The sequence below is a fragment of the Streptomyces syringium genome, assembly GCF_017876625.1.
In the GTDB taxonomy this organism is placed as follows: domain Bacteria; phylum Actinomycetota; class Actinomycetes; order Streptomycetales; family Streptomycetaceae; genus Streptomyces; species Streptomyces syringius.
This window is the reverse complement of sequence record NZ_JAGIOH010000001.1, coordinates 6,698,162-6,714,814: the sequence shown is the minus strand read 5'-3', so window position 1 is coordinate 6,714,814 and position 16,653 is coordinate 6,698,162. Positions and strand designations below refer to the sequence as shown.

Below are 16,653 nucleotides of genomic sequence, written 5' to 3'. Positions count from 1 at the left end.
GGCGCCGGGCGATGGTTCCGGGCCCGTACCCGTCCGGCGGGCGGGCCCTGCTCCGACAGGCGTCGGGGCGGTGGCGTGCCTAGGCTGGCGGAATGAGCCGCACAGTCCCGGACACCGAGCCCGCCACGGTGAGGGAAGGGGCACGGGAGGGCGGCGAGCGACGGGAATCCGCCTGGCGGCGGCTGTTGCACCGGGTGCCCAACGGTTTCGCGATCTTCTTCGGTCTGCTCGGGGTCTTCTGCGCGCTCACCTCCCTCATCTCACCGCTGCGGCGGGTGGCGGCCCCGCTGACCGACGCGCTGGACACCCTGACCGTCCCCACGGCCCCGAACCTCGCCTACGCCGTCTTCCTGCTGCTCCTCGCCGCGGCGATGGCCGCACGCAAGCGGGTCACGCTCTGGTTCGTCCTCGGCTATCTGGCCCTGCTGCTGCTCGCGGACGTGCTGTTGCTGGCCGTGGGGTACTGGGAGGTGACCCCGTCCCTGGTGCTGTGCGTGGCGGCGATGGTGCTGCTGGTCCTGGCACGGCGGGAGTTCTACGCGGCATCGCGGCGCGGTGCGTTCCTGCATGCCCTTCTGGTGCTCGTCGGCGGTCTCGCCGTCGCGATCCTGGTGGGCTGGGGCCTGGTCTCCCTCTTCCCCGGATCGCTGGAGCGCGGCGGTGGGAACCGGCTGTTGTTCGTCGCCAACAAGGTGTGCGGCGGCCTGGTCAGCGGCCGGCACTTCGTGGGCCATCCGCCGCACTGGCTGTTCTTCCTCCTCGGCCTGCTCGGCGCGCTGGCGCTGCTCAACGCCACCATGTCGCTCTTCCGCTCCCAGCGCCTGGAGGCGGCCCTGCACGACGACGAGGAGCCGCGCATCCGCGCCCTCCTCGGCCGCTACGGCGGCCGGGACTCCCTCGGCTACTTCGCGACCCGCCGGGACAAGGCCGTCGTCTTCTCCCCCAGCGGGAAGGCCGCCGTCACCTACCGGGTCGAGGCGGGGGTCTGTCTGGCCTCCGGTGATCCGCTGGGCGATCCCGAGGCCTGGACACCGGCGATCGAGGCCTGGCTGGCGGTCGCGGGGCGCTACGGATGGCAGCCCGCCGTCATGGGCGCGAGCGAGGCCGGCGCGAGGGCGTACGCGCGGTCGGGGCTGGGCGCCCTGCAACTGGGTGACGAGGCCATCCTCCAGGTCGCTGCCTTCGACCTGGACGGCCGCGAGATGCGGGTGACCCGCCAGGCCGTCAACCGGGTGGAGCGGACGGGCGCGACCACCCGGGTCCGGCGGCACGCCGAACTCTCCGACGAGGAGATGGGCGAGGTGATCCATCGCGCGGACGCCTGGCGCGACACCGAGACCGAGCGCGGCTTCTCGATGGCGCTGGGGCGCCTCGGCGACCCAGCCGACGGCGACTGTCTGCTGGTCGAGGCGTTCGACAGCGAGGGCAACATGATCGCGCTGCTGTCGTTCGTGCCCTGGGGGCGCGACGGCATCTCGCTGGATGTGATGCGCCGGGACCGGGCCGCGCCCAACGGCGTCATGGAGTTCATGGTCGCCCAGTTGTGCGCCCAGGCCGGGCGGTTCGGCATCAAGCACATCTCGTTGAACTTCGCCGTCTTCCGCTCGGCGTTCGAGGAGGGCGCCCGGATCGGCGCGGGGCCGGTGTTGCGGTTGTGGCGCAAGCTGCTGCTGTTTTTCTCCCGGTGGTGGCAGCTGGAGGCGCTCTACCGCTCGAACGTCAAGTACAACCCCGAGTGGCATCCGCGGTTCCTGTGCTACGCCGACGCGGGCGCCCTCGCGCGGATCGGGATGGCCGCGGGCATCGCGGAGGGCTTCGTCGCGGTGCCGAGCCTGGGCAAGCTGTGGAGCCGGGGGCGGTCGCGCGGCGTCTCCAGCCCGGCCACCACCGCCGGACTGCCCTCGCTCTCCGAGCTGGGCTACGGCACCGGCGCGGGGACCGGTGAGCCCGGTGCGGTCGACGAACTGGCCGGGCTGCCCGAGCAGGTGCGGGTGCGGCGGGCGAAGCTGGATCGGTTGCGGGCGGCGGGCGTCGATCCCTACCCGGTCGACGCGCGCCGCACCCACACCCTCGCCGCGATCCGCGCGGCACACGCCGGGCTCGCGCCCTCGTCCCGTACGGGTGAGCGGGTGACCGTCGCCGGGCGGGTACTGCTGGTCCGCGACCACGGCGGGGTCGTCTTCGCCGTGCTGCGCGACTGGTCCGGCGACCTTCAGCTCACCTTCACCCGCGACGGATCCGGCCCGGAGTGCCTGCGGCGCTTCACCGACCACATCGACCTCGGTGACCACATCGAGGCCGAGGGCGAGATCGGTGCCACCGACCGCGGTGAGCTGACCGTCTTCGTGACCCGTACCCGGATGATCGCCAAGTGTCTGCGTCCGCTGCCCGACAAGCGCCGCGGCCTGAGCGACCCCGAGGCCCGGGTGCGGATGCGCTATGTGGACCTCGCCGTGTCGACGGAGGCCCGGCGGACCGTGCGGGCGCGCAGCGCCGCCGTGCAGGCGCTGCGCCAGGGACTGCTCGACCGGGGCTATCTGGAGGTCGAGACGCCGATGCTCCAGCAGATCCACGGCGGGGCGAACGCCCGGCCCTTCACCACGCACATCAACGCCTACGACCTCGATCTGTACTTGCGTATCGCGCCCGAGCTGTATCTGAAGCGGCTGTGCGTGGGCGGCATGGAGAAGGTCTTCGAGATGGGCCGGACGTTCCGCAACGAGGGCGTCTCGTACAAGCACAACCCCGAGTTCACGATGCTGGAGGCGTATCAGGCCTGTGCCGACTACGACGTGATGCTGGATCTGACGCGCGAGCTGGTCCAGGGCGCCGCCGTCGCCGCCCACGGTTCACAGGTCGCGCTGCGGGCGGACGGCGAGGGCAAGCTCGTCGAGCACGACATCTCGGGCCGGTGGCCGGTGAAGACCGTCTACGGCGCGATCTCCGAGGCGCTCGGCGCGGAGGTCGACGCGGACACCCCGATCGAGGCGCTGCGCCGGCACTGCGACGCGACGGGCGTGCCGCACAAGCCGGAGCACACCCGTGGGGACATCGTGCTGGAGATGTACGAGCGGCTCGTCGAGGAGCGGACAGGAGGGCCCGTCTTCTACAAGGACTTCCCCACCGACGTCTCGCCGCTCACCCGCCCGCACCGCCACGATCCGCGGCTCGCCGAGCGCTGGGACCTGGTGGCGTTCGGCACCGAACTGGGCACGGCGTATTCGGAGCTGATCGATCCCGTCGAGCAGCGCCGCCGCCTCACCGCGCAGTCGCTGCTGGCGGCGGGCGGTGACCTCGAGGCGATGGAGGTGGACGAGGACTTCCTGCGCGCCCTCGAGTACGCGATGCCTCCGACGGGCGGGCTGGGGATCGGCGTGGACCGGGTGGTGATGTTCCTGACGGGCTTGTCGATCCGCGAGACGCTGCCGTTTCCTCTGGTACGGCAGCGCTGACCGCCGGGTCGGCACAAGGGGCTGGGCGGGTGTCAGGTCGAGCGCGGCTCCGGGTCCTGGTGTCCTCGATCGCCGGACGGGCTGTTGTGGACCTCAAACGCCGGACGGGCTGGATGTGGTGAGTTCGGTCCAGTGGACCGTACGGTCGCACCAGCGGTTCAGCAGGGTGCGGTCGTGGCCGACGGCGAGGAGGCCCGCGCCGCTCTCGCGGCGGTAGTCCTCGACCGCGGCGACCAGGGCGGCGGTCGTGGAGGCGTCCAGCATCGCCGTCATCTCGTCGCAGATCAGCCAGCGCGGGCGCAGCACGAGGGCCCTGGCCAGGCAGGCCCGTTGCAGCTGGCCGTCGCTGACCTCGTGCGGCCGGCGGCCGAGCAGTTCCTCGGAGAGCCCGACGCGCCCGGCGAGCTCGGTCACCGTCTCCTCGGTGCCGGTCCGCCGGCCGGCCGCGCGCAGCGGCTCGGCGATCAGGTCGGTGAGCCGCAGGCGCGGATCGGCGGCCTGGCGGGGCTGCTGGAACACCACACCGAAGGCGGTGCGCTGCTCGCGCGGGGCGCGGTGCCGCCAGGCCCGGGCTCGTTCGCCGTCGATGAGATACGTACCGGAGTCGGGCCGGTGCAGCAGGGAGGCGACCCGGGCCAGGGTGGACTTGCCGCAGCCGCTGGGGCCGAGGAGCCCCACGGCCTCCCCCGGCCCGACGGTCAGCGAGGCCTCCCGGACCACGGGTGCGCGGCGGTCGTACCCGGCGGTGATGCGGTGGAGTTCAAGCACGCGTCGGCTCCTGCGGGTGGTGGCAGGCCGTGCCGTCCAGCAGCGCGGGGACGGTCTTGCAGGCCGCCGTCGCGTGCTCGCAGCGGGCGGCGAAGGCGCAGCCCGCGGGCAGCGCGCCGAGTTCGGGGGGCATGCCGGGGATGGGGGTGAAGGCGCGCTCGGGCAGGGCGTCGAGCAGGCCGCGGGCGTAGGGGTGCCGGGGGCCGGGCTCGCCGAAGAAGGCGGGCGCGTCGGTGAGTTCGACGATGCGTCCCGCGTACATCACGGCGACGCGGTCGGCGATCCGTTCGGCCGCCGCGAGGTCGTGGGTGATCATCAGCAGCGCGTGGCCGGCGTCCGCGTGGCGGCGCAGTTCGTCGACCGTGCGGTCGACGAGGTCGCGGTCGAGGCCGGTGGTCGGTTCGTCGGCGAGCAGCAGGGGGGCGTCGCCGACGAGGGCGAGCGCGGTGGCGGCACGCTGGGCGAGGCCGCCGGAGAGCTGGTGGGGGTAGCGGTCGAGGTGGTCGGCGGGGAACGCCGCCCGCTCGGCGGCGGCCTCGGCCTTGGCCCGCAGCCCGCTTCCGCGGGCGCCGGTCAGCTCCCGGACGGTCTCCTGGAGTTGTGAGCGCACGGTGCGCACGGGGGTGAGGTGCGCGGCGGGGCTCTGCGGTACGAGGCCGACGCGGCGGCCCCGGACCGTACGGGCGAGCGTCCGCTCGTCGGCAGCGAGGAGGTCGAGGCCGCCGACGAGGGCCCGGCCGGCGGTCTGCGCGTTCGCGGGCAGCAGCCCGAGCAGCGCGGACGCGAGGACGGACTTGCCGCAGCCGCTCTCGCCGACGAGGGCGAGGCACTCGCCCGGCCAGAGCCGGAACGACGCGTCGGTGACGGCGGCGATCCGCCGGCCTCCGCGCATGCGGAACCGTACGGACAGGCCGCTGACGTCCAGTACGGGTTCGTCCGGGGCGGGAAGGCGGGGTGCCGCCCCGCCCGTGCGGGCCTGCGTCGTCACAGCATCAGCTCCGATCGGCGGCGGGGGTTGAGCCGTTCGCGCCAGGCGCCGGCCAGGCCCGCTATCGCGAGGGTGGGGATGATGATGAACAGCCCCGGGAACAGGGTCGGCCACCAGTCGCCCGCGAGCAGGGTGCCGCGGGCGGCCTGGACCATGTTGCCGAGGCTGGCCTCGTGGGTGGGCAGGCCCAGGCCGAGGAAGGACAGCGCGGACTCGTGCCAGATGGCGTGCGGGATCATCAGCACCGCCGCGAGACCGGCCTGGGGCAGGACCCCGGGCAGCAGATGCCGGACGGTGATCCGCAGGCGGGAGGAGCCGCCGGAGACCGCCGCGTCGATGTACGGGCGGGAGCGCAGCGACAGCACCTCCGCCCGGACGATCCGGGCCGTGGACAGCCAGTGGGTGAGGGCCACCGACGCGACCACCGGCCATAGGCCGGGGCGGAACATCGCCACGATGAAGACGCCGAGCAGCAGGTGCGGGACGGACGAGAAGACGTCGACGAGCCGCATCACGACCCGGTCGGCCCAGCCGCCGAGCGCGCCCGCGACGGCGCCGACCACGGTGCCGACGACGGTCGCGGCGAGCCCGGCCACGACGCCGACGAGCAGGGAGATCCGCAGCCCGTAGACGCAGCGCAGCAGCAGGTCCCGGCCGACCTCGTCGGTGCCGAACGGGTGCGACCACGACGGTGGCAGGAGCTTGGACCCCAGGTCCACGGCCTGCTCGTCGAGCGGCACCAGGGCGGGTACGGCGAGGACGGTGAGGACGACCGCGGCGACGAGGACGGCGGAGGTACGCGTGCGCAGCGCGCGCGTGCCGCGCCGGGCGGCCCCGCCCCGGGGCCCGGCACCGGGCGAACGCCAGGCGGTGGGTGCCGCCTCGGGTGGGCTTGTGGTCTCAGCCATCGAATCCCACCCTCGGGTCGGCCAGTCCGTACAGCAGGTCGGACAGCAGGTTGCCCACCAGGACCGCGGCCGTGGCCAGCACGGTCAGGGCGGCCAGCAGCGGGAAGTCGACACTGGTGGCGGCCTGTACGGTCGCGGCGGCGATGCCGGGCCAGCTGAAGACGGTCTCCACGAGCAGCGCGCCCGTGATCAGCTCGGGTACCCGGGAGCCGATGAGGGTGAGGACCGGAAGCAGTCCCGAGCGCAGTGCGTGGTGGAGCAGGACGGTGCGTTCGCGCAGTCCACGCGCGCGTGCCCCGCGTACGGGGTCCTCTTCCAGGGCGTCGCCGACGCCCTGGCGCACGTACAGCACGAACCAGGGCAGCTGGGAGACGGCGAGCACCACGGCGGGCAGGACGACGTGCGAGGCGACCTGTCCGGCCGTGGCGACGTCGCTGCCGGTGTCGGTGAGGCCGCCGGCCGGGAGGGCGCCGAGTTTGAGGGCGAAGAACCAGATGGCGAGCAGTCCGAGCCAGAAGGGCGGCGCCGCTTCCAGGGTGTACGACAGGGACGTCACGACCCGGTCGAGGAGGCCGCCGCGGCGGCGCGCGGCGAGCACGCCCAGGGTGGTGCCCACCGTGACGGCCAGCGTGAAGGCGACGGCGCACAGCAGGACGGACCAGCCGATGCGTTCGCCGATGACGTCGGCGACGGGCTGGCGCAGGGTGCTGGAGTCGCCGAGGTCGCCGGTCACGGCGGAGGTGACCCAGTCCCACCAGCGGGCGACGAAGGGCCGGTCGGCGCCGAGGTTCTCGCGCAGCTGGTCGAAGACGTCCTGGCCGGCGCCGAGGCCGGCCGACCCGGCGTAGGCCTTGGCGGGGTCGAACGGCGAGGCGGCGGCGATCGCGAAGACGCCGAAGGTCACGACGGCGAGCACGGGGACGGCGAGCAGCAGCCGCCGTCCCGCCATGCGTGCCATCGGCCCCCAGGGAAGCCGGGAGATCACTTCTTCGGCTGCCAGTCCTCGACGTTCCACCAGGGCCCCGCGCCGAGGCCGTGGTCGTGCGGCTCGATCTGGGTGGTGAGGTCCTGCCAGCGGTCGTTCATGACGTAGAGGTGGTCGACGTGGGTGAGGAAGACGTAGCCGGGGTCGGCGGCGAGGTCGCGCTGGATCTTGTCGTAGGCGGCCTTGCGGGCGCCCTTGTCGCCGCTGCGCCGGCCGTCCTCGAGGGCCTTGTCGACGTCGGGGTTGGCGTAGGCGGCCATGTTGTTGAAGCCGTCGAGGGCGAGCGAGGAGTGCAGCAGGTTGTAGAGGTCGAAGTCGGGGTCGGCGGGGTTGCCGCCGCCGGCGAGGACCGCGTCGTTCTTCATGCGCGGCTCGATGACCTCCCAGGTGCCGCTCTGCACCTCTGCTTTGATGCCGGCCTTCTTGGCGTCGGAGGCGAAGGCGAGGGCGTGCTCCTGGCGGAGCTTGTCACCGGCGGGGAACCAGAGGGTGAACTTCGCGGGCTGTCCGTCCTTCTCCCGGATGCCCTGGTCGCCGGGGGTCCAGCCCGCTTCGTCGAGCAGCTTCTTGGCCTTGTCGAGGTCGTGCGGGCGCTCGGTGCCCTTGGCGAACCACTCGCTGTCGGTGGGGACCGGGCCGTAGCCGGCCTTGCCCGCGCCTTCGAGGAGCTTGTCGACCATGGCCTCGCGGTCGACGGCGAGGTCGAGGGCGCGGCGGACGGCCACGTCGCCGGTGACCTTGTTCGCGGTGGGCAGGGTGACGCCGCGGAAGTCGGTGGTGCGGGCGGTGACGGTCCGCTTGGACTTGTCGCCCTTGAAGCCCTTGACGAGGTTGGGCGGCAGGATCGCGCCGTCGAGGTCGCCGCTCCGCAGCCGGGTGGCGCGGATGTCGTCGTCCTTGATGATCGCCATGGTGAGCTTCTTGATCTTCGGCTCACCGCCCCAGTAAGCGGGGTTGGCCTTGAAGCTCAGCTTCTCGCCCTTGCTCCAGCCGGTGAGGACGTAGGGGCCGGTGCCGATGGGCCGGGTGTTGAAGGAGCCGGAGTTGACGTCCTGGCCCTTGGCCGCGTGCTCGGGCGCGATGGGCAGGACGGTGCGCTCGGCGAAGGGCGCGTAGGGGTACTTGAGCCGGAAGACGACGGTGTCGTCGCCGTCGGCGGTGACGCGGTCGATGGCGTCGAGTTCGCCCTTGGCGGCGTTGTTGGTCTTCTCGTCGAGAATGGTCCGGTAGGTGAAGACGACGTCCTTGGCGGAGAAGGGCTTGCCGTCGCTGAACTTCACGCCTGTGCGGAGCTTGTACGTGTACGTACGCCCGTCGTCGGTGATCTTCGGCAGCTCGGCGGCGAGGGCCGGCTGGAGCTTCATGGCGGCGTCCCGGGTGAGCAGCCCGTCGAAGATCTTGGAATTGCCGTCCTTGCCGTAGCCGAGGAGGGGGCTGAGCGTCTCGGGTTCGTTGGCGAGGCCGACGACCAGGGAGTCCTTGTCCCCCTTGGCGCCGTCGGCGCTTCCGCCGTTGCCACCGCCGGGCGTCGAACAGGCCGCCGCGCCGGCCGTCAGTACCGCTGCCATGGCCGTGGCGGCCATTCCCCGAATGGACCGGGCCGTCATGCCCATACCTCTACTCACGCACTCTCACGTACTCAAGATCAACCGCTATTGCGAATTCCTCGCAATTAAACAGCACGAACAAGAGCAGGCATGATCCGGCCCGGACAAAACCCGCGCACTCCATGTCACGGGGAGGAAGTCAGCCGACGGGCCCCGGCAGATTCACCAACCGCGCCAATGCCTCCCGGTGCCGGCCGGGCGTGCCCAGCGCGATCTGGTCGCTCTTGGCGCGCTTGAGGTACAGGTGCGCCGGGTGTTCCCAGGTCATGCCGATGCCGCCGTGCAGCTGCACACACTCCTGGGCCGCGCGCACCGCGACCTCACCGCAGTGGGCCTGGGCGACGGCGACCGCCACCGCCGTGTCCGGTGAGCCGGTCGCGAGGGCGTCGGCGGCGTTGCGGGCCGTCGCACGGGCCGAGACGACGTCCAGCCACAGGGCGGCGAGCCGGTGCTTGACGGCCTGGAACGAGCCGACGGGGCGGCCGAACTGATGCCGTCCGCCGGTGTAGCGCACCGTTTCCGCCAGGCACCACTCAGCGAGTCCGAGCTGCTCGGAGGCGAGCAGTCCGGCGCCGGTGAGCAGCGCGTCGGCGACGGCATCGCGGGCGCGGGCCGGCTCGGCGAGCAGTATCGCGGTGGCCCCGGTGAGGGTGACCCGGGCGAGCGGCCGGGTGAGGTCCAGCGGGGTGACGGGGGTGACGGCCACGCCCGGTGCCGTGGTGTCCACGGCGTAGAGCCCGCTGTCGGCGGGGACGAGGAGCACGTCGGCACCGGCCGCGCCGGCCACGGAGGTGATCTCACCGCTGAGCCCCGCACCACCGCGGACGGTCACGGGCGGCGCCCCGCCCGGGGCGGTCGGCAGCGGGACGGCGAGCGCCCCGACCCGGCCGCCGTCGGCGAGCGCGGCGAGCGGCCCGGCCACCTCGGGGCGTGCGGTGTCGCACCCGAGCAGCGTCCGTACGGCCAGTACGGCGCTGGTGAGGTAGGGCACGGCGGCGACGGACCGGCCCAGTTCCTCCAGCACGACGGCGGCCTCCCGGGCTGTGGCGCCCTGTCCGCCGAGCCGCTCCGGCACCAGCAGCCCGGCGGTTCCCATGCCGGTGGCCAGCGACCTCCAGAGACCGGGGTCGTGGGGGCGGGCCCGCTCGGCTTCCGCGAGCGCGGCGGTGGGGCCGCCGTGGTCGGTGAGCAAGGACCGCACGGCCGCGCGCAGGTCGTCCTCGGTCTCGGAGTAGAGCAGGTCGGGCGGCGCGGGAGTGGTCATCGGGGCAGATCCTTCCACGCGGCGTCCTTGTCGGTGCGGGGCTCGGGCGGCAGACCGAGCACACGCTCGGCGATGATGTTGAGCAGGACTTCCGAGGTGCCGCCCTCGATGGAGTTTCCCTTGGCGCGCAGATAGCGGTAGCCCGCGTCACGGCCGGTGAAGTCGACGAGTTCGGGCCGGGTCAGGGTCCAGTCGTCGTAGCCGAGTCCGTCCTCGGCCAGCAGTTCCACCTCCAGCCCGCTGATCTCCTGGTTGAGGCGGGCGAAGGCCAGTTTCATGCCCGAGCCCTCGGGTCCCGGATGGCCGAGGGCGAGCCGGCGGCCGAGGCGCTCGGCGGTCAGCCGGGCGGCCTCGGCGTCCACCCACAGCCTCAGCAGCCGCTGGTGGAGGTCGTGGGTGCGCAGTTCGGGCCGGCGGCGCCAGGTGTCGGCGACGAGGCGGATCATGCCGCTCTCGCGGGGCACCCGGGCGCCGCCGATGGCCACCCGCTCGTTCATGAGGGTGGTCCGGGCGACCTGCCAGCCCTCGCCGACCTCGCCGAGGCGGTGGGTGTCGGGGATCCGCACCCCGGTCAGGAACACCTCGTTGAACTCGGCCTCACCGGTGATCTGGCGCAGCGGCCGCACGTCCACGCCGGGGTCGGTCATGTCGCAGACGAAGTAGGTGATGCCACGGTGTTTGGGCAGGTCCGGATCGGTCCGGGCGAGGAGGATGCCCCAGCGGGCGAGATGCGCCTGGGACGTCCACACCTTCTGGCCGTCGACGATCCAGCCGGCCCCCTTCCCGTCGCCGTCGCCGTCCCGGGTGGCGCGGGTGGCGAGGGCGGCGAGGTCGGAGCCGGCGCCGGGTTCGCTGAACAACTGGCACCACACCTCCTCACCGGTCCACAAGGGGCGGAGGAACCGCCGGCGCTGTGCGTCGGTGCCGTGGCGCAGGAGGGTGGGGGCGGCCATGCCGAGGCCGATGCCGATCCGGCGGGGGGCGTTGTCGGGCGCTCCCGCGGCCTCCAGGGCCTGGTCCACGACCTGTTGGAGGGCGCGCGGTGCGCCGAGCCCGCCGAGGCCTTCGGGGAAGTGGATCCAGGCGAGCCCGGCGTCGAAGCGGGCGCGGAGGAAGTCGAGGCGGTCGGTGGTGGCGGGGTCGTGCGCGGCGAGCAGGTCCGCGACGCGGCGGCGCAGGGCGTCGGCGTCGATGGCGGTCGCCTGCTTCCCCCCGTTCGGCCCGGCGGCTGTTGCGTCCGTTCGCGAGGTCACCGGGCCGCTCATCGGGCCGTCTCCGGGACGACGACGATCCGGCCGGTGGTCGTGCCGTCGGCGACGCGCTGGACGGCGTCGGCGGCCTGGTCGAGGGGGACCCGTTCGCTGACGAGCGGCTTGATCGCGCCCTGCTCGGCGAGCGCGCCCAGCTCCTCGTGGCAGGCGCGGACGGCGCCGGGGTCCTTGGCGTTGTACAGGCCCCAGTGCAGGCCGAGGATCGTGTAGTTCTTGACGAGGGCGTGGCTCAGCGCCGGGGTGGGGATGGTGCCGCTCGCGAAGCCGACGACCACGATGCGTCCCTCGAAGGCGACGCACTTGGTCGACCGGGTGAAGGTGTCGCCGCCGACCGGGTCGTAGACGACGTCCGCTCCGCGCCCGCCGGTGGCCTCCTTGACGGCCGCGACCACGTCGTCGGCCCGGCGGTCGAGGACGAGGTCACAGCCGAGCTCACGGGCCACGCGTGCCTTCTCCGGTCCGCCGGTGACGCCGATGACGGTGGCCCCGGCGGCCTTGCCGAGCTGGACGGCCGCGCTGCCCACGCCGCCCGCCGCCGCGTGCACGAGGAGGGTCTCGCCGCCGCGGAGCCGGGCGCGGCGGTGCAGGCCGAACCAGCCGGTCTGGTAGCCGATGTGCAGGGCGGCGGCCTCGGCGTCGTCCAGCGCCGCGGGGGCGGGCAGGACGGTGCGGGACGCGACGACCGCCTGTTCCGCGAACCCTCCGGCAGGCAGGGCGGGTTGGGCGAGGACGCGGGCGCCGATCTCGCCCTCGGCGCCGTCGCCGAGGGCGAGGATCTCGGCACACACCTCGACGCCGGGGGTGAAGGGCAGCGGGGGCCGGACCTGGTACTGCCCCCGGCACAGCAGCGCGTCGGGGAAGTTGACGTTCGCCGCCCGGATCCGCACGAGGAGCTCACCGGGGCCGGGGGACGGGTCCGGCACGTCGTCGAGGCGCATCACCTCACGCGGTTCGCCGTTCTCGTGCACTCGCCATGCCTTCACCAAGACCTCCACGAGGGGTAGGGGGCAGCGTCACGCCGCTCGCATACTAAGCGGTCGCTAAGGAATCGACCAGGGTGTCGTCACTCGCTCCGGCGGGCCGGGGAGTCAGGGACGTCCTCCGGCCGGGCGGGGTGCGGCAGCGGCGGCGGCGCGGTGGACTTCCGGGCGGCGAGCCGTGGCGCCACGTCCCGCACCCGGCGGGCCGGTCCCCCGTCGAGCAGCGCGATCAGCTGCTCGGCCGCCCGTCTGCCGAAGCCCGCCGTGTCCCGGGCCAGCGCGGTCAGCGCGGGGTGGGTGTTGCGGCAGAGCACCGAGTCGTCCCAGGCGACGATGGAGAGTTGGCGCGGTACGGACACGTCGCGCTCGGCGGCGACGGCGAGCCCGGCGACCGCCATCACGTCGTTGTCGTAGACGATCGCGGTGGGCGGGTGCGCGGCGGCGAGGACGCGGCGGGTGGCGGCGGCGCCCTGCGCGTCGGAGTAGTCGGTCGTCACGGAGACGACGTCCGGCAGGGCACGGCGGTCGGCCTCGGTGCGCAGGGAGTCGATCCGGCGCCGGGTGTGGGCGAGTTCGGGCAGTCCGGCGATGTGCACGATACGGCGGTGTCCCAGGTCGTACAGGTGGCCGACGATGGACGCCATTCCGCCGGTGTCGTCGGCCCAGAGGTTGGAGATCGCGCCGTGCGGGCCTTCGCCGACGCCGTCCAGGGCGCCGATGACCACGGCGGGCAGGCCGAGTCCGTCGAGGAGCGCGGGTCGGGGGTCGTCGTCGCGGGGGTCGACGACGAGCAGGCCGTCCACCCGGCGCTCGGCCCACCAGCGGCGGTAGACCGCGCACTCGGCGTCGAGGTCCTCGACGACCTGGAAGAGCAGGCCGAGCCGGCGCACCGCGAGCGCTTCCTGCACCCCGGAGACGAGTTGGAGGAAGAAGGACTCGACGCCGAGCGTGCGCGCGGGCCTCGCCAGGACGAGCCCGACCGTGGCGGATCCCTCGCCGGACAGGGCGCGGGCGGCGGTGCTGGGCTGCCAGCCGAGCTCCTCGGCGACGCGCCGGACCCGGTCGCGGGTGGCCGCGGAGACGCCCGGCCGGTCGTTGAGCGCGAAGGACACGGCGCTCTCCGAGACGCCCGCGCGGCGTGCGATGTCCTTCATCGTCGGGCGGCGGGCGGGCGTACGGCGCATGGTTCTCCCTCTGCCCCGCCCGCACCGGCGGAGCTGTCACCTAAAGCGCTTGAGCACCACCACACTAAAGCGCATTAGGTCGCGGCGTAAGTATTGACGCAACTCCCTTGGCGGGTGCAGGTTTTGATCTGCCTCCTCCCGGCTTCAAGGCCCCTGTCCGGCCCGATCGAAGGAGCTCATCCGGCCATGACCGCCTCTCGTAGAGCAGCCGTCACCACCGCGCCCCTCCTCGCCGCCGTCCTGGCTCTCTCCGCGTGCGGCTCGGGTACGGACACCGACGGCGGGTCCCGCGCCGACGGAAAGGTCGCGGGTGAGATCACCTTCCAGACGTGGAACCTGCGGGCGAAATTCAAGGACTACTTCAACGGCCTGGTCGGGGAGTTCCAGCGGCAGCATCCGGACGTCAAGGTCAGATGGCTCGACCAGCCCGCGGAGAACTACGCGCAAAAGCTCAGCGCCGACGCCGGGGCCGGCACCCTGCCCGACGTCGTCAACGTCTCGCCGGACCTGTCCTATCCGCTGGCCAAGGCCGGGCTGCTGATGAACCTGGACAAGGAGAAGGTCACCGCGGAGCTCAAGGGCGAATACACCCCGGAGGCCTGGCAGGGCAACGCCCTGCCCGGGCTGGGGGGTTCGTACGCCTTCCCCTGGTACCTCAACACCGGTCCGCTCTTCTACAACAAGGCTCTCTTCCGGCAGGCCGGACTCGACCCCGAGAAGCCGCCGAAGAGCTACGACGAGCTGTTCGCCGCCGCCGAGACGATGGCACGGCACTCCGGCGGGAAGACCGCGACGCTCGCGGGGACCCCGTCCATCGAGGACTTCGGCCGCTACGGCGTCAAGCTGATGAACGACGACGCCACCCGGTTCACCTACAACGAACCGAAGGGCGTCGAGCTGCTGACCAAGTACAAACAGCTCTACGACCACGGCGCGCTCGACGCGCAGGCGCTCACCAACACCCCGGAGAAGTCCGGCCAGAAATTCCTGGAACAGAAGGTCGCCATGAATCCGGGCGGCGCCCACGACCTGGAGACCTTCAAGAAGAACGCACCGAGCCTGTACAAGAACCTCGGGATCACCGACGCGCCCAACAACACCGGCAAGCCCAACATGTACGTCATGGGCCTGGCCGTCAACAACCGGAGCGACCACAAGGCGGCAGCCATCGCCTTCGCCCGCTTCGTCACCGACCGGAAGAACCAGGAGGCCTTCGCCCACCAGGTCGCCGTCTTCCCCAGCACCAAGGGATCGTTGCGGGACCCGTACTGGACCGAGCACGACGGGACCGACGAGGGCCGCGTCCGGGTCGCCTCGGCGAAACTGCTGAAAGGCGCGGTCAATTACACACCCGTCGTGATGAGCGACGAGATGAAGGTCGTCCTCAAGAACGAAGTGGCCAAGGCCCTCCAGGGCAAGAAGTCACCCCGGCAGGCGCTCGACGACGCCGCGGAGCGGAGCGACAAGCTCCTGAAGCAGGGCTGACGGGCTCGTGGACCGGCACTCGAGGCGACCGGCCTCCCGGGCCCGCACGCACCGGGCCGTCAGCCCCTGGCTGTTCCTGCTGCCCGGCCTCGGCATCGTCGCCGCGTTCAATCTGTACCCCTTCCTCACCACCGTCCACAAGGCGTTCACCGACGCGCGCACGCTCACCCCCGGCACCTGGGTGGGCCTGCGGAACTTCCAGGACATGCTGGAAGACGAACAGTTCTGGGTCGCCCTGCGCAACAGCGGTCTGTACGTCCTGCTCGTCGTGCCCTTCACCGTGCTGCTGCCGCTGCTGCTCGCCCTGCTGGTCCACAAACAGCTCCCCGGCGTCACCTTCTTCCGCTCCGCCTTCTACACCCCGGTCGTCGCCTCCGTCGTCGTGGTGGCCCTGATCTGGGGTTGGATGCTGGACGACCGCGGCCTGCTCAACGGCATCCTGCGCTTCCTCGGAGCGGGACCGGTCGCCTTCCTCGGCGACGAATGGCTGCTGCTGCTCAGCGCCATGGCCCTGACCGTGTGGCGGGGCCTCGGCTACTACATGATCATTTACCTGGCGGCGCTCGCGAACGTGCCCCGTGAGCTGCACGAGGCCGCCGCTGTCGACGGGGCCGGCGCGCTGCGCCGCTTCGTCAGCGTCACGGTCCCGGCGGTGCGCTCCACGATGGTGCTGGTCGGCGCCCTGTCGTCGGTGTCCGCGTTCAAGGTCTTCGCCGAGGTCCACCTGCTGGCCGGGCCCACCGGCGGGCCGGCCGGGCAGGACACCACGCTCGTCATGCTCGTCCAGCGGACCGGCACGGGGCTGAACGGGCGTGTCGGCTACGCCTCCGCCCTCTCCCTCGTCGTCTTCACCATCGCGCTGCTGCTGATGCTGCTGGTCCTGCGGGCCGACCGCAAGGAGGACCGATGACGACCCGGACGAGCGCCTGGGAGAAGGCGCTGCGCTATCTGCTGATGCTCGGTGTCCTGGCCGTCACCGTCGGCCCGTTCCTCTGGCAGCTGTCGACCTCGCTCAAGAGCACCACCGAGGACATCTACGCCTATCCGCCGAACCTCCTCCCCGAGCAACCGACCCTGGACAACTACGCCGGCGTGGCGGACATCATCCCGGTCTGGCGCTACGCCCTGAACTCGCTGCAGGTCGCGGCCGCGAACGTCGTCACCAATGTCGTCGGCGCCTCGCTGGCCGGATACGCGCTGGCCCGGCTGCGGTTCCGGGGCCGCAGGATCGCGGGGCTCGCCTTCGTGGCGGCGCTGCTGGTACCCCTGGAGTCCATCGTCATCGCACAGTTCACCATGATGCGCGACCTCCAGCTCAACGACACCCTGATCGCCGTCGTGCTGCCCGGTGCCATCGGCGCGCTCAATGTGCTGCTGATGCGCAACGCCTTCGCGAACCTCCCCTACGAGATCGAGGAAGCGGCCGTCATCGACGGGGCTAACGTCTGGCAGCGGTTCGTCCGCGTCGCCCTGCCGTCGGTCCGGGGCACCCTCGCCGTCGTCGCGATCTTCGCCTTCATGGGGGCGTGGGACGACTTCCTGTGGCCGCTGATCGTCCTCTCCGACTCGGACAACTTCACGCTGACCGTCGGCCTGAACTTCCTGCACGGCACGTTCCAGCAGAATCCGCGGCTGGTCGCCGCCGGCACCGTCATCGCGGTCGCCCCGCTCCTGGTGATGTTCGCCTGTCTCCAGCGGTACTTCTTCCGCGGGGTCGGCGAAGGCGCCGTCAAGGGCTGACCACGCTCTCCCGCCCGAAGG

The 16,653-nt window shown here is 72.4% G+C and carries 13 protein-coding genes; 4 read left to right on the top strand and 9 right to left on the bottom strand.

All coding sequences use genetic code 11. From position 1 onward, the window contains the following. Positions 1–92 precede the first annotated feature (92 nt). Entirely contained in the window at positions 93–3,452 is a 3,360-nt protein-coding gene (gene lysX / locus JO379_RS29455) for a bifunctional lysylphosphatidylglycerol synthetase/lysine--tRNA ligase LysX (protein WP_130881151.1), read from the top strand. Positions 3,453–3,545: 93 nt separating this feature from the next. Here lysX and JO379_RS29450 read toward each other — a convergent pair whose 3' ends face one another. The 9 genes from JO379_RS29450 to JO379_RS29410 all read right to left on the bottom strand — a co-directional run bounded on the left by JO379_RS29450 (position 3,546) and on the right by JO379_RS29410 (position 13,407). Then, on the bottom strand, positions 3,546–4,220 hold the full coding sequence (locus tag JO379_RS29450; protein WP_209517780.1) for an ABC transporter ATP-binding protein: 675 nt from the start codon (positions 4,218–4,220) through the stop codon (positions 3,546–3,548). Further along, a complete protein-coding gene (locus JO379_RS29445) occupies positions 4,213–5,112 on the bottom strand; it encodes an ABC transporter ATP-binding protein (protein WP_130881896.1) in 900 nt (299 codons plus the stop codon). Before JO379_RS29445 ends, JO379_RS29450 begins: the two co-directional genes overlap by 8 nt. 92 nt (positions 5,113–5,204) lie before the next feature. After that, on the bottom strand, positions 5,205–6,116 hold the full coding sequence (locus tag JO379_RS29440; protein ID WP_130881153.1) for an ABC transporter permease: 912 nt from the start codon (positions 6,114–6,116) through the stop codon (positions 5,205–5,207). Continuing rightward, entirely contained in the window at positions 6,109–7,074 is a 966-nt protein-coding gene (locus JO379_RS29435) for an ABC transporter permease (RefSeq protein ID WP_207304033.1), read from the bottom strand. Before JO379_RS29435 ends, JO379_RS29440 begins: the two co-directional genes overlap by 8 nt. 23 nt (positions 7,075–7,097) lie before the next feature. Then, positions 7,098–8,708, bottom strand: coding sequence for an ABC transporter substrate-binding protein (locus tag JO379_RS29430; RefSeq protein WP_209517778.1), 1,611 nt, complete (start codon positions 8,706–8,708; stop codon positions 7,098–7,100). 139 nt (positions 8,709–8,847) lie between these two features. Continuing rightward, positions 8,848–9,972, bottom strand: coding sequence for an acyl-CoA dehydrogenase family protein (locus JO379_RS29425; protein ID WP_130881155.1), 1,125 nt, complete (start codon positions 9,970–9,972; stop codon positions 8,848–8,850). Further along, on the bottom strand, positions 9,969–11,165 hold the full coding sequence (locus tag JO379_RS29420; protein WP_307842226.1) for an acyl-CoA dehydrogenase family protein: 1,197 nt from the start codon (positions 11,163–11,165) through the stop codon (positions 9,969–9,971). The genes JO379_RS29425 and JO379_RS29420 overlap by 4 nt, the downstream gene beginning before the upstream one ends. A gap of 68 nt (positions 11,166–11,233) precedes the next feature. Beyond that, positions 11,234–12,226, bottom strand: coding sequence for an NADPH:quinone oxidoreductase family protein (locus tag JO379_RS29415; RefSeq protein WP_209517774.1), 993 nt, complete (start codon positions 12,224–12,226; stop codon positions 11,234–11,236). An 80-nt stretch (positions 12,227–12,306) separates the two neighbouring features. Next, complete coding sequence (locus JO379_RS29410; RefSeq protein ID WP_209517772.1) at positions 12,307–13,407, bottom strand: LacI family DNA-binding transcriptional regulator; 1,101 nt, start codon at positions 13,405–13,407, stop codon at positions 12,307–12,309. A 186-nt stretch (positions 13,408–13,593) separates the two neighbouring features. Here JO379_RS29410 and JO379_RS29405 point away from each other — a divergent pair, with 186 nt between their 5' ends. From JO379_RS29405 to JO379_RS29395, 3 genes are read left to right on the top strand one after another with little or no spacing between them, the layout of a single operon-like run. After that, positions 13,594–14,892 carry an ABC transporter substrate-binding protein gene (locus tag JO379_RS29405; RefSeq protein ID WP_209517769.1) on the top strand — a complete coding sequence of 433 codons (1,299 nt, stop codon included), beginning with the start codon at positions 13,594–13,596 and terminating at the stop codon, positions 14,890–14,892. A gap of 7 nt (positions 14,893–14,899) precedes the next feature. After that, the gene (locus JO379_RS29400; protein ID WP_209517766.1) at positions 14,900–15,802 is read left to right on the top strand and encodes a carbohydrate ABC transporter permease; all 903 of its coding nucleotides are present in this window, start codon (positions 14,900–14,902) and stop codon (positions 15,800–15,802) included. After that, positions 15,799–16,632 carry a carbohydrate ABC transporter permease gene (locus tag JO379_RS29395; RefSeq protein WP_209517764.1) on the top strand — a complete coding sequence of 278 codons (834 nt, stop codon included), beginning with the start codon at positions 15,799–15,801 and terminating at the stop codon, positions 16,630–16,632. The genes JO379_RS29400 and JO379_RS29395 overlap by 4 nt, the downstream gene beginning before the upstream one ends. Positions 16,633–16,653: the final 21 nt, after the last annotated feature.

Coding starts and splice junctions, on each gene's coding strand:
- lysX (WP_130881151.1), top strand. CDS start 93: ATGAGCCGCACAGTCCCGGACACCGAGCCCGCCACGGTGAGGGAAGGG.
- JO379_RS29445 (WP_130881896.1), bottom strand. CDS start 5,112: ATGCGCGGAGGCCGGCGGATCGCCGCCGTCACCGACGCGTCGTTCCGG.
- JO379_RS29440 (WP_130881153.1), bottom strand. CDS start 6,116: ATGGCTGAGACCACAAGCCCACCCGAGGCGGCACCCACCGCCTGGCGT.
- JO379_RS29435 (WP_207304033.1), bottom strand. CDS start 7,074: ATGGCACGCATGGCGGGACGGCGGCTGCTGCTCGCCGTCCCCGTGCTC.
- JO379_RS29430 (WP_209517778.1), bottom strand. CDS start 8,708: ATGACGGCCCGGTCCATTCGGGGAATGGCCGCCACGGCCATGGCAGCG.
- JO379_RS29425 (WP_130881155.1), bottom strand. CDS start 9,972: ATGACCACTCCCGCGCCGCCCGACCTGCTCTACTCCGAGACCGAGGAC.
- JO379_RS29410 (WP_209517772.1), bottom strand. CDS start 13,407: ATGCGCCGTACGCCCGCCCGCCGCCCGACGATGAAGGACATCGCACGC.
- JO379_RS29405 (WP_209517769.1), top strand. CDS start 13,594: ATGACCGCCTCTCGTAGAGCAGCCGTCACCACCGCGCCCCTCCTCGCC.
- JO379_RS29395 (WP_209517764.1), top strand. CDS start 15,799: ATGACGACCCGGACGAGCGCCTGGGAGAAGGCGCTGCGCTATCTGCTG.